The sequence below is a fragment of the Variovorax sp. RA8 genome, assembly GCF_901827175.1.
Lineage (GTDB): Bacteria > Pseudomonadota > Gammaproteobacteria > Burkholderiales > Burkholderiaceae_C > Variovorax.
In genome coordinates this window covers 1,742,597-1,755,236 of record NZ_LR594662.1, presented here as the reverse complement: position 1 = coordinate 1,755,236, position 12,640 = coordinate 1,742,597, and the positions used below count along the sequence as shown (strand labels likewise).

Annotated in this window: 11 protein-coding genes; 9 read left to right on the top strand and 2 right to left on the bottom strand. The window is 61.5% G+C overall.

From position 1 onward, the window contains the following. Positions 1-14 precede the first annotated feature (14 nt). The 5 genes from E5P3_RS08360 to E5P3_RS08340 all read left to right on the top strand — a co-directional run bounded on the left by E5P3_RS08360 (position 15) and on the right by E5P3_RS08340 (position 7,304). On the top strand, positions 15-1,796 hold the full coding sequence (locus tag E5P3_RS08360; RefSeq protein WP_162585550.1) for an ATP-dependent nuclease: 1,782 nt from the start codon (positions 15-17) through the stop codon (positions 1,794-1,796). Positions 1,797-1,873: 77 nt separating this feature from the next. Continuing rightward, positions 1,874-2,947 carry a DNA cytosine methyltransferase gene (locus E5P3_RS08355; protein WP_162585549.1) on the top strand — a complete coding sequence of 358 codons (1,074 nt, stop codon included), beginning with the start codon at positions 1,874-1,876 and terminating at the stop codon, positions 2,945-2,947. Between the two features lie 503 nt (positions 2,948-3,450). Further along, positions 3,451-4,586 (top strand): IS3 family transposase gene (locus E5P3_RS08350; RefSeq protein ID WP_162584305.1). Its coding sequence is split into 2 segments (ribosomal slippage): positions 3,451-3,703 and positions 3,703-4,586, totalling 1,137 coding nucleotides; the frame shifts between segments, so codons are not numbered across the junction. A 138-nt stretch (positions 4,587-4,724) separates the two neighbouring features. Beyond that, the gene (locus tag E5P3_RS08345; RefSeq protein WP_162585548.1) at positions 4,725-5,531 is read left to right on the top strand and encodes a hypothetical protein; all 807 of its coding nucleotides are present in this window, start codon (positions 4,725-4,727) and stop codon (positions 5,529-5,531) included. A gap of 966 nt (positions 5,532-6,497) precedes the next feature. Further along, complete coding sequence (locus E5P3_RS08340) at positions 6,498-7,304, top strand: NYN domain-containing protein (protein ID WP_162585547.1); 807 nt, start codon at positions 6,498-6,500, stop codon at positions 7,302-7,304. 623 nt (positions 7,305-7,927) lie between these two features. Here the strand turns inward: E5P3_RS08340 and E5P3_RS08335 are convergent. Then, positions 7,928-8,323: a helix-turn-helix transcriptional regulator gene (locus E5P3_RS08335; RefSeq protein ID WP_162585546.1), complete on the bottom strand. Its 396-nt coding sequence runs from the start codon at positions 8,321-8,323 to the stop codon at positions 7,928-7,930. A gap of 382 nt (positions 8,324-8,705) precedes the next feature. On the opposite strand from E5P3_RS08335, the gene E5P3_RS08330 reads away from it, so the two are divergent. The 3 genes from E5P3_RS08330 to E5P3_RS08320 are packed head-to-tail and all read left to right on the top strand — an operon-like array spanning position 8,706 to position 9,907. Beyond that, entirely contained in the window at positions 8,706-9,128 is a 423-nt protein-coding gene (locus E5P3_RS08330) for a DUF3574 domain-containing protein (RefSeq protein ID WP_162585545.1), read from the top strand. Between the two features lie 46 nt (positions 9,129-9,174). Then, positions 9,175-9,471 carry a DUF2277 domain-containing protein gene (locus E5P3_RS08325; protein ID WP_162585544.1) on the top strand — a complete coding sequence of 99 codons (297 nt, stop codon included), beginning with the start codon at positions 9,175-9,177 and terminating at the stop codon, positions 9,469-9,471. Positions 9,472-9,490: 19 nt separating this feature from the next. Then, positions 9,491-9,907 carry a PaaI family thioesterase gene (locus tag E5P3_RS08320; protein ID WP_162585543.1) on the top strand — a complete coding sequence of 139 codons (417 nt, stop codon included), beginning with the start codon at positions 9,491-9,493 and terminating at the stop codon, positions 9,905-9,907. A gap of 129 nt (positions 9,908-10,036) precedes the next feature. Here E5P3_RS08320 and E5P3_RS08315 read toward each other — a convergent pair whose 3' ends face one another. After that, complete coding sequence (locus E5P3_RS08315; protein WP_162585542.1) at positions 10,037-10,246, bottom strand: thrombospondin type 3 repeat-containing protein; 210 nt, start codon at positions 10,244-10,246, stop codon at positions 10,037-10,039. Between the two features lie 168 nt (positions 10,247-10,414). Here E5P3_RS08315 and pbpC point away from each other — a divergent pair, with 168 nt between their 5' ends. Beyond that, positions 10,415-12,631 carry a penicillin-binding protein 1C gene (pbpC, locus tag E5P3_RS08310; RefSeq protein WP_162585541.1) on the top strand — a complete coding sequence of 739 codons (2,217 nt, stop codon included), beginning with the start codon at positions 10,415-10,417 and terminating at the stop codon, positions 12,629-12,631. The last annotated feature ends 9 nt before the right edge of the window (positions 12,632-12,640 follow it).

Sequence of the window (12,640 nt, the reverse complement as noted above, 5' to 3'; positions counted from 1 at the left end):
AAACGAGGATATAAATGTCGGACGAAAAAGAAATCGAAACGCTGGCAAATGTCATCGAAGGCTTCAAACCAGGAAAACCTTTGAAGCACTATATTACCCATGCGGTGTTCCCAAAATTCAAAAGCATTGCACCAGGAACACGCATCGATTTTGACTTCCCGCTGACGGCTTTGGTAGGCGCAAATGGCATCGGCAAAAGCTCAATCTTGCACGCACTTTGGGGAATGCCATTTGGGAACTCCACTCATAAATTCTGGTTTGCAACTGCACTGGACCCTATCTCAACTCGGCGCGGTTCCCCGCAACGGTATTTCTACGGCCACTGGAACGAATCATACAACGGCACAGTCGAGACTAGAAAAGCACGCATTGGAAAGAAGGCAGATTACTGGGAACCTTATCGGCTAAGCGAGGCAGATGGAATGAAAGCACTGCCAGATGCTGCATTTGAAGGCAAAGACGCCGACCGCTGGAATCCAGTTAAGCGGAAGGTTGTTTACGTAAATTTAAAAGCGGCGTTTGGCTCCTTCGACCGATATTTCTATTTCGACGATTTCGACAAGAACGACGAAATGCGAAAAGTTATGCAACTCGAAGCGCGTCGACTAAAAACGATAAAGGAGTCCGGACGCCAAAGCTACAAACTGGGGCCAGGAATCGAGCGATTGTTCGAGAATCGCGACCTAAGAAAAAATGACGAACTTCCCCAAGTCTGTCGGATTCTAGGACGCACCTATGAGTCCGCTCGACTGATAAAACACTCGCTTTATCCCGGCGCCCGCGGGCGAGACATGAGCGTGGTCTTTCGACGCGGCGCAGAGTACTCGGAAGCATTCGCCGGAAGCGGTGAGATTGCCGCCGTCCGATTGGTAACGGAAATTCTTAACGCTGAGCCTTATTCTCTTATATTGCTCGACGAGCCGGAAACCTCCCTGCATCCGGGCGCTCAAAGGGCGGTTCTAAGATTTTTGCTCGAGCAGATAAAGCTTCACAAACATCAGGTCGTTTTATCAACACACTCACCCGAATTTCTAAATGGACTTCCTGATAATGCCATTAAGGTTTTCGAGGACAACGGAAGCGGGTTAGCCCGGGTTCTACCCCAAAGCTCTCCATCGGCAGCGTTGATTCGTCTTGGCAAGGTACCTTCGCAAAAGGTACGTGTTTTAGTCGAAGACGAGTTGGCGGCGCTTATTGCTTCCCACGCGTCTAAAACTTTGGACCCGGGCGATGTAGCGCGACTTGAAATACGCGTCTCTCCTGGAGGAGGTGACCACATGCTAAAGTATTCTGGTCCTCTCTACATGGATGCCCAGCAACCTGTGTGCTTGATGTTGGATGGAGACAAGAAACGGGTCCAGACTTTCAGCGACCCTGCGACTATCGCCCCTGCAGACCACGAGGCACTCAGTCAGCGACTGAAGGATGAACTTGGTGTAGACCCACTCTTCAACATCCCCGGTGGCGCTGGCACCGCTGAACATAAGACCGCCAAGGTGAACTCCCAGTTGGGCTATTTAGCGTGGCTACGCAAGCGTGTTGCATTCTTGCCGCAAAAGCTACCTGAGCAAATCCTGCTGGAACACTATGAGCCGGGTCAAGGACATGCGGATAATACGCGCGACGAGGTGAAGGAGGCACTTGTTCATCTCGTGACAGAAGGTGAGGACGTGGGCGAGTACGGCGCCGCGGAAATACTCACGTGGGCGAAGCTGAAAATTGCAAAAATCCCAGCCAACAATTCAGATATCAGTGCAATTCGGTCTCAGTTGAAGACATGGCTTGAAAATATTTAAAAAACTATTCGCAGCACCGCATCCCGGAAAGAAGCAACAAGAATGCATTTTACTTTATAAAGAATCAGACGAGGGTCATGCTTAACACAGCCAACACCATACCGTCGCAGATTGACAGGAACTCTTCTGCAGCCCTGACTGCAATTGACTTATTCAGCGGGTGCGGGGGTCTAACCACGGGACTGAGGGACGCCGGCTTCAGCGTTGTAGCTGCCGTCGAAATTGACGCAAAAGCGCAGATAACCTATCAGCTAAATCACCCGGAAGTCTTCCTCTACAAGGATGACATTCGGAATTTGAATCCGCATGATGTACTTTCGAACGCAGGACTGCGATTCGGCGAGTTGGACCTGCTAGCGGGCTGTCCGCCCTGCCAAGGATTTTCTCGCCTAAGGACTAAGAACCAGCGGGCATTTGTCGAAGACAGCCGAAATGATTTGGTCATTGAGTTCCTCCGCTTTGTAAAATTGACCAACCCAAAATCCATCATGTTGGAGAATGTTCCAGCGCTGGCTCAGGATGGGCGATTTTCAGCTATGAATGACTCCCTAAAAGCGTTGGGCTACAAGACGGTTGTGCAAGTTCTCGATGCTGCGGACTATCGCGTACCGCAGCGGCGGAAGCGCTTAATCATGCTCGCCTCTAGAGTTCATGAACCGGTGGTAGCGCCCATCAGAAGGAACCGAATTACGGTAAGGGATGCAATTCTCGGTCTTGATGCTCCCTCGCGCACCAAAGATAAACTGCACGCAATCCCGGAAAGGCGTTCGAGCGCAGTGAAAGAACTAATAAAGCGCATTCCGAAGAATGGCGGCAGTCGCTCCGACCTAGGCCAAGACTACCAACTGGATTGCCATAAGAGAAGCGATGGTTTTCGGGACGTTTATGGGCGAATGGCGTGGGACGACGTGGCCCCGACCATTACCAGCGGATGCCACAACCCATCGAAAGGACGGTTTCTCCATCCGTCACAGAACCGAACAATTACATTGCGGGAGGCAGCCCTCCTACAGGGATTCCCTCGTGACTATCGATTCGATGTATCGCACGGAAAGGAGTCCATTGCTCTCATGATAGGTAACGCCCTGCCCCCTCCATTTATTGCTGCGCATGCTGGGGCGTTGCGTGAGGGCCTTACTGCGACTCCGTAAAGCTAGATGCTGAGATGGTTATGGAGGCACAGCGAGTCTGCGGGACTGTGCATTCTGTAGTCACTTTTGCAGGCGTGGCGCGGTTCGCCCTTCAACCGGCTGAAGACTGCGCCCACCGCGCTCCGCAGCACGAGGGCGAAGAAAATGCTGAATTCCTGTTTCGGCATTGCAACCAACGTCCAGCAAAGAAGGTTTCGGCTTCAAGTAGCGCATTCTCTGCGCCACGCCAGACTTGTTCACAGGCAAGGCGGTCGTCGGGACATGCCAGCAGACTAGAAATGTGGCACGGTCATGGTAATGCTGCCTTGTCGTTGAGAAACATCGTCGCAGTAGGTGGGAAATGCAACGCAGGACGCTGTGGGGGCGTGCAGCCACCCGACTGCTGCAGCTTCTGGAGTCCAAGGGCCTAGCGGCGCTTATTGCTTGAGGGGTGCTGCGCTGCCCCCGGAAATTCGTAGAGCTTAGGTCTAGAGTCCGATCAACCCGAAATGGAGATCGGACCGATGAAGAAGCGATACACCGAGGAACAGATCATTGGCTTCCTGCGTGAGGCCGATGCGGGCATGCCGGTCAAGGAGCTGTGCAGGAAGCATGGCTTCAGCGAGCCGAGCTACTACGCCTGGAAGGCTAAGTTCGGTGGCATGAACGTCTCGGACGCGCAGCGCCTGAAGTCGCTGGAGGCAGAGAACACTAAGCTGAAGAAGCTGCTGGCCAACTCGATGCTCGAGATCGACGCCATGCGCGAGGTGCTCAAGGGAAAGTGAAGGCCGTGGCGGCGCGGCGCGAGGTCGTGCGGCAGTTTCGGGGTCTGGGCCTGAGCGAACGCCGGGCCCTCAGGCTGGTGGGCATGAGTGCCAGCACGCTGCGCTACGAACCCCGCGACGACGGCAATGCGGCCTTGCGCGAGCGCCTGAAGGAGCTCGCGGGGCAGCACCGCCGCCACGGCTACCGCATGCTGCACAGCCGGCTGCAAATCGACGGTTGGGCCATCAACGTGAAGCGCACCTACCGGATCTATCGCGAAGAGGGCTTGATGGTGCGAAAGCGGCGGCGCAAGAAGCTGCCGGTGCCAGAGCGCCAGCCACTGGTACGCCCGACACAACCCAACGAGGTGTGGAGCATGGACTTTGTGTTTGATGAGCTGGCCAATGGCCGGCGGGTAAAGACGCTGACGGTGGTGGACGACTGTTCCAAGGAGTCGGTGCAGATCGTTGCCGACACATCGATCCCCGCGCTGTACGTGACGCGCGTGCTAGACCAGGCCAAGGCCGAGCGGGGCTTGCCCAAGGTGATCCGCACCGACAACGGCCCGGAGTTCGCCGGACGCACGATGCAGACCTGGGCGGCGAAGAACGGCGTGGAGCTGCGCTTCATCCAGCCCGGCAAGCCGGTGCAGAACGCCTACATCGAGAGCTTCAACAGCCGCTTCCGCGACGAGTGCCTGTCGCAGCACTGGTTTGCCAGCTTGAGCCACATGCGCAGCGTCATCGACAACTGGCGCGAGGACTACAACCATCGCCGGCCGCACAGTACCCTGGGGTACGTGCCGCCGGCCGTGTTCGCCGCGCGTTGCTGCCAGCTCGCTGGCAGCAACGCGCAAACAGTCGCATCAACTACGATGCAAACCCCTGGACTCTAGATCGAAGTGCTACGAATGCCGGGGGCAGCGCAGTGCCATTGCAATGCGGACCGAGCTCTCCATTGGGCGCTCGTGGACCATGGGAAGGAATATAAATGCGTCACTAGACATGTCACCAAGCAACCGTGACGTGACTACATGACCTCAACCCGAACTCCCGAAGAATGGGATGAAGTGCGCTTTTACCGCGAGCGAGCGGGCGAATACTTTCCCAAACTGCTGCGAAACTCGGGCGTCATGGTCGCCCATTTGCTGCGGTGCGGCCTGTTCGGCTTAGGGCATGCGAGAGGCCAAATCTCGCAGGCGTTCTCGGTGCACAGTCACACGAGCATTGATGCTCTGGTCCCAGGGCAGTCTATTCACTACTGCGGGCCTCGGCTGAGGCAAGTGCACAAGAGGGTGGTGCTCTCCCTTACCTCTCGTGCCTCGCAGAAAGGGGGAGACATCACACTGGAATTCCACGCCGGGGACTTCTTGCGGAGCATGGGAAAGGATGCCTCTTCCAAGAGCGTCAACCTCCTTAAGGAGATTCTTACGGACCTGCGCGCCGCGACCTTCAGGGTTCAACTGTACGAGAGAGACAAAGGAGACATTTTTGGCTTCATTACCGGCGCCGAGTGGGACCAGCGGGACTTCAGCGTGACGATGGACCGACGGTACACGTACGCCCTGGAGTGCTTGAGTTCGACATTTGTTCCGCTCGACCTTCGAAACGAGCTCAATGACAACCTGGAGTCGGGACTGGCCGACCTTATTTGGTCCACGGATGTAGACCTATTCCAAGTGGATGCGCTCGCCAAGATGTGGGATGAGGAGCCGGGTCAGTTCGGGCGCGAATTGACACCCGCACTTAAGAAGCTGAAGGAAGTCGGGGTCATCGCCAACTTTCAGCGCATGCGAGGACAATTCCGCATTGAAAGGGGACGCCGCTTCGCCCGCGCTTAGCGCCGACGCCAAACCAATAGCTTGTGTGCTTGGCGCGAACAACGAGGACCGCACAGGTCCTCTTTTCATTATGGGACGCCGGCCGAAGCTCGCGGGAAAACAACCACACAAGCAATCTTGGTGTGTGGTCGCGCTGCGTTGTCCTGTGACGATTGGACCAACCGCGGAGCGAACGGACATGCTGCTGCCAAGGACGAGGCATCCTCCTGTCCGAGCGAGCGTTCGGCGCCCCACTCAACGTCACATTTCAAGTTCATTGGTTCACCTCGTTCCCGAGGGAAAAGGACCACATAACTAAGCTTGGTCGACCGAAAAGCTGACTCAGACCCCGGCAAGAAGGGAAAAGGACCACACAAGTGCCGCTGCAGGCCGCTTGTAGCCTTGCTGTTTTGATATCTCCGGGTATATCGCCTCGCGCGTTTCGCGCTCGGGCGCAATGCCTCACCTGCAGCCTCCGCTTACCGCTTCGGCAAGACGATACCCCAACCCCAGCTACGTCAAGGGCTTGGCACGTCGTCGAAGCCCTGCAGCAAAGCTATCTTGGAGATAGCAGACTAGTTGCGCAAAACGGGCTGCTTTCGCTCGCGATGCCGCCGCGAATCAATAGACCCGATTGCGCAGCGGACGAAGGTTCACGACAGCGGCGCGCCCATTGGCGCGCTGGTGGCCAAGACGTGACGTCCTAGAACTGCGGGCGTCGACGCATTGACCTGCTGCAGCGAATTCGTGGACCAATCTGAATAGAGCGTCGCGCCTTACTTCGGTGTGACGCAGCGCCATTGACACAGTTCGCCAGGTGGGCGAAATGGCACGTAGCCCGACCAGGAAAGTCGGCCCGCCCCACTGGGTGGTATTCGGCAGGCGGGCAACAGCAGGTGCCCACGTGCGAGAACTGGTCGCGAAACTCATTGGCTTCGTCCCTTTGGCAGCCCATATCATGAGGCAAATCTTGGAGAAGGCTTCCGAATGAACGCCAGTTGGAGCGGGGGTGAGGCGCGCGTGGCAGTGCTCGTAGACTGCGACAACGTATCGCCTGAAGTACTTGAATATGCCTTGCGGGTGGTCGCGCAGTTCGGGCGCGTGGTGTTACGGCGTGGCTACGGCAACCACACGACGCTGGCCGCGAAGTGGCAGGAGGCGCTGGTGCGCCAGGCGTTCACGCCGTGCCTGCAGTACCAGTACGCATCGGGCAAGAACACCGCGGACATCGCCCTCGCCTTGGATGCGCTGGAGGCGATGTTTGATGAACGCGCGGACACTTTCTGCTTGGTCACCAGTGACTCGGATTTCGCCTATCTGTGCCGCAAGCTGCGCGAGCGCGGCGCCACCGTGTGCATCGTGGGCGAGCCCAAGACCCCTGATGCCCTGCGCAATGCAAGCGACCAGTTCTTTGAATGGACGCGTCCCGAAACGGTTGCCGATGCAGGGGCCGAGGCCGGCGCCAAGGCGCTCCCCAAAGCACCAAATGCCAAAGTGGAGCCGCCAAAGGTCGAAGCTCCCAAACCCGTGGCCAAGCGCCGTCCGCGATTCGTCATCGACGCGGTCACCTTGCTTGCCAGCGACACATCAGAAGGCAAGGTCGGTCTGGGACAACTCGGGCAGTATCTCAAGCGCACTGACCCTGCCTTTTCTCCGAAAGTCTATGGTCACTCAGGACTGCTCGACATGGTGAAAACGTACGACCTGCTGTCTTCCAAGCAGGAGCACGGTGGTCACTGGTCGGTAAGCCTGGCACCTCGAATCGAGGCCGCAGAAGAGCAGCCAGAGGGGTAGCCCCGAGGGCGAACCGGCTTGCTTCACCGCCTGGGCGCCTTTCTTGCCAGTCAGCAGCCTTATTCGCTGGCCTCCGACTGCCGTGCCGGCGGGATGGCCGTCAACCGACTTGGCAACCCCGAGCCGCCCGGCATTTTGATAGCGTATTTGATAGCGCTGGTGACGGGCGGACGACGGCGAAAGTCGTACCGAGGCAACCCTCAACGTCTCAGTGTTCTTCGGGTGGGCGCGGGGCAAGACCGCGGACCAGCGCGAAGCGTCACAATCCTCATGCGAGACCAGCCCTTCGGCCATGTGATGAGCTCGCCCTCGTGACCTGTGTCACCCACCAACATGACGCACACAAGACCATTGTTCGAGAAGCCGCCGCACTACTCCCCCGAGCGCGTCCAACGAATCAGAACTCAAGTCGCAAAGATGAGCCCGGCCGCCTTCGCCAACTTCATGAGGGTGAGCGTTTCGACGGTGCGCAGGTGGGAATCCGCCTCCGTCGGCCAGCGCCCAAGAGGTGCGGCCGCTCGACTGCTGCAACTCCTTGAGTCCAAGGGCGTGGAAGCAGCAACAGTGTGAGGGGCGCTCCCGGCCGGTCCTTCAGACCAAGGCGGCCGCAGCCAGCCCGGTGCTCATCCGCCTAAGGCCATCCTGGCGAGTGCGGACTGATTGCGAGAGACCGCCCGCGAGGCGCTCGACAAGCGCTCAGGACTACGCGCCGGCTTTGCTTTGCGCGCTTCCTGATTCAGCTCGCCTGACGCCGTGTCGCCGAGTTGGCATTGACCGCGGCGCATCTTCTGGTCCAGCCAGCTATAAAAAACCGCTGAGTGCCAGTAAACCTTTCCACCAATGTCAACCGCCTTCGGCATGCGCTCGGACTTTTGCCAGTTATCCAGTGTGCGTACGGTCACGTGGAGGATTTCGGCCACCTGAAGGCGTGTCAGGAGCTGGAACGGCGGCACGCCGGGCGCGGACGGGTGCTCCAGGGTGGAAGCAAGGGGAGCGAGGGGGAGAGAAGAGTTGAACATGACATCTACAAAAGAAGTGGTTGGTCCTAGGTCTAGCAACCTCCGCGACCTGAATGCTTCTTTAAAGTGCTTTTACGCGCTCCCGCTTGCCGGCGACCCGGACGCGTACGGGCTCTGTTCCAAATTTGTTCCAACGCCCCCTTCACCTACTTTCGTCCATCTGCGCTCGAATGCACGCTATGATGGCGCTTTCAGAGGGAACGCCCTCGAAAAAGGTCCCAATTGGCGAGGCGGATGGCCTTCGGGACGTAGAGGCCGGAGGTTCGAATCCTCTCACCCCGACCAGATTGAATGTCGAATCCGCCATTTCGGCGCGGAGTTGGCAGAGGCGGCAGCGGGGTCGCAGCTACGATCGTCGACCACGACTCCCGCCCGGCATGCCATGCGCATCGCTCATATCACCATCACCATCGTCATCGCCAGTGTTGCGGCCACGCTTGCCGGCTGTGCGCCGCTGCTGCGGACAGGCTGCGCAACGGGAGAGGAAGCGCTGATCCACGATACGCTGTACTTCGGCACCGGCAAGCCACGCGGCGGCATGGTGACGCCGGCCGAGTGGAGCGAATTCCTGAAGAGCGCTGTCACGCCGCGGTTCCCGCAAGGCCTGACAGTGTCGCCCGCCTCGGGGCAATGGCGCGGTGCCGACGGCGCGATCGTGCAGGAGGCGTCGCAGGTGCTTCAGCTCATCCACCCCGATGACGACGCCAGCGAGAACGCAGTGCAGGTGCTCGTGGCCGTGTACAAGGCGCAGTTCGAGCAGGAGGCCGTCCTGCGCGTCAAGGCCCGAACCTGCGTATCCTTCTAGCCGTCGTCGCAGACATCCCATCGATCCATCCATTCATGGAGCGACCATGTGCCGGAACATCAAGACCCTGTTCAACTTCGAGCCGCCGGCGACGGATGAAGAAATACGGGCCGCGTCCCTGCAGTTCGTGCGCAAGCTCAGCGGCTTCAACAGCCCGTCGAAGCTCAACCAGGAGGCATTCCAGCGCGCCGTGGAAGACGTCGCAAGCACAGCCCGCAGGCTGATCGATACGCTGGTCACTACGGCCGATCCGCGCGACCGGGAGATCGAAGCCGAGCGGGCGCGATCCAGGTCGGCAAACCGATTCGGAACGCCGCCGTACAAGCCGGTTTCCGCCGACTAAGGCCAAGAAGGGCCGCGCCATGACCCAACCTCTCCCCGCGCTCGAAGCCGTTCAGAAGATCCTCGACCCGGTGTTTCCCGGCCTGATGGGCGTTCGCCTCCTCACGCTCGAACCGGAGCGCGTGGTCGCCGAGCTGGTCGTCCGCCCCGACCTCTGCACCGCCGGCGGCATCCTGCACGGCGGCGCCTACATGGCCTTCGCCGACACGCTCGGGGCGGTCGGCACCGTGATCAACATGCTGCAAGGCAAGCGGACCACGACTACCGACTCCAGCACCAAGTTCATCGGCGCTGCGCGCGTGAACACCACGGTCACGGCCGAGAGCGTCGCCCTGCACCGGGGCCGGACCACCATGGTGTGGCAGACCACGATCCGCTCCGCGGAAGGCAAGCTGTGCGCCGTCGTCACGCAGACGCAGCTGATCCTCGACACCTAGCGCACCAGCAGAACGGCTCCTCCTGCGCGCGCTGATATTCATCGTCGGAGGTTTCGTTCTCCTGACCGCCTGCCTTGGCGGCCTGCCGGCGGCGGTTGCCGTGCTCCTCAGGTGGGGGACCCCTGCGCCTCAGTACCGATTCGGATTGTTCGGCCGGCTGTCGTGGCGGTTCGGCACGCCGTCGTTGTCGCGGTCCCGGTCGTAGCGATTGGGCACGCCGTCCCGATCGCGATCCCCATAGCCCGCGCGCGGCGGCGATCGGCCACTGTCATAAGGCACGGCGACGCAGCCGGCCAGGGCGGCGGTGGCAGCGATCACCAGGGTGACAATAGTTTTCATCGGATCTCCTTGAGCAGTCGGTAAGCCCCGACGATGCGTGGTGCAGCAGGCACCTGCAACCCGGGCGCCCGCCCGTTCGCACGTAGGCCCGAACCGCATCCTCGCCCACGCCGCGCAGGTCGCCGCAGGCTGACCGCATCGCTCCCGCCTGTGGCAAGCTAGCGCCCCATGCCGCGCACCCCACACGCCTTCCTGGCGCTGAGCCTGCTCGCCGCCCTGGCTGGCCCGGCGCAGGCGGTGCCGAGCTTCGAGGACGTGAAACGCGACTTCCGCCCTTCCGACATCCAGGTGCTCGATCGCGATGGCGAGCTGCTGCAGCGCGTGCGCACCGACGCCGGCGTGCGCCGCGGACGATGGACTGCACTGGCCGAGATCTCGCCGGCCCTGCGCACCGCCATGCTGCTGAGCGAGGACAAGCGGTTCTACGAGCACAGCGGCGTCGACTGGCGCGCGGTCTCGGCCGCCGCCTGGGGCAACCTGTGGAACGCGCGCACGCGCGGCGCCTCCACCATCACCATGCAGCTCGCGGGCCTGCTCGACGACGACCTGCGTCGCGGCAGCGGCGGGCGCGACCTGGCGCAGAAGCTCGGGCAGACGGTGGCGGCGCAGCAGCTCGAGCGCCAATGGCGCAAGGACCAGATCCTCGAGGGCTATCTCAACACCGTGCCCTTCCGCGGCGAGATCGTTGGCATCGATGCGCTCTCTCGCACCCTCTTCGGAAAGGCGCCGCACGGGCTCGATGCGCGCGAGGCGGCCGTTGCGGCGGCGCTGGTGCGTGCGCCCAATGCCAAACCGGCCTTGGTTGCACAACGCGCCTGCGAGGTGATGCGCGCCATGGACGCAGGCGCCAGGGCAGATTGCGAGACGCTCGACATGTTCGCAAGCGCGGCCTTGCAACGCAGGGCCTTCGAGGCGAGTGAAGGCATTGCGCCCCATCTGGCGCGGCGAGCGCTGAAAGAAGCCGAAGGTCCGCCGAGCGCGCGTGCCCTCACCCGGAGGGAGAGGGAGCAAGGCGGGGACATTCGCACCACGCTGCGGGCGCCACTGCAGCGCTTTGCACTCACGACCCTGCAGCGTCATCTGAGGGAATTGCGCGGCCGCAACGTCCAGGACGGGGCGCTGGTGGTGCTCGACAACGCCAGCGGCGAGGTGCTGGCCTGGGTCGGCTCCTCCGGCACGCTGAGCCGCGCGGCCGAGGTCGACGGCGTGCTGGCGCAGCGCCAGCCCGGCTCCACGCTCAAGCCGCTGCTCTATGCGCAGGCGATCGCCGAGCGAAGGCTCACCGCGGCCTCGCTGCTCGACGACTCGTCTGCGCAGATCAGCACAGCTGGCGGCCTCTACATCCCGCAGAACTACGACCGTCGGTTCAAGGGCCACGTCTCGGTGCGGACAGCGCTGGCGGCTTCGCTCAATGTGCCGGCGGTGCGCACGCTGGTGATGGTGTCGCCGGAGGCCTTCGCGCGCCAGCTGCGCGCGGCGGGGCTGGGACTGGCGCAGAACGGGGACTACTACGGCTACAGCCTGGCGCTGGGGAGCGCAGAGGTCTCGCTGCTCGGGCTGACGAATGGATATCGAACGCTGGCGAATGGAGGGAGGTTCGGGGAGACGCGGCTCCTGGTGCGGCGCGTGCCCCCAGCCCAGCCTTCGGCCCAACGGGCAAGGAGCAATACGAATACCCCGGCGGTCGACCCGCGTGCCGCTTTCATCGTGGGCGACATCCTGAGCGACGCCAACGCCCGCGCCCCCACCTTCGGCGTCGACAGTGTGCTGGGCACGCGCTTCTGGAGCGCGGTGAAGACCGGCACCAGCAAGGACATGCGCGACAACTGGGCGGTCGGCTGGTCCGAGCGCTACAGCGTCGGCGTGTGGGTGGGCAACGCCAGCGGCGCGCCGATGTGGGACGTGAGCGGCACCAGTGGCGCCGCGCCGATCTGGGCCGAGCTGATGGCCTTCCTCCACCGCCGCGAGGCCAGTCGCGCGCCCGCGCCGCCGCCGGGTCTGGTGCGCGCGCGCGTGAGCTTCGGCGACGAGCTCGAGGCGGCGCGCGACGAGTGGTTCATCGCCGGCACCGAGCAGGTCCTGTTCGCATTGCCTGCGGCCGAGGCCGGGCCCGCGCCGCGCATCACAGCTCCCACGGACGGCACGATCATCGCGCTCGACCCTGACATCCCCCCGCGCCATCAGCGCGTCCGCTTCGAGGCCGAGGGCAGCAGCGGCCTGCAGTGGCGCATCGACGGCAAGCCCTTCGCGCGCGGCGCCAGCGCCCAGTGGCTGCCCTGGCCTGGCCGGCACCTGGTGGAGCTGCTCGATGCGCGCGGACGTGTGGCGGACCAGGTCCGGCTCGAGGTGCGCGGCGCCGGCGTGAAGCGCGTGGCGGCCAAGTAAGCTCCGCGC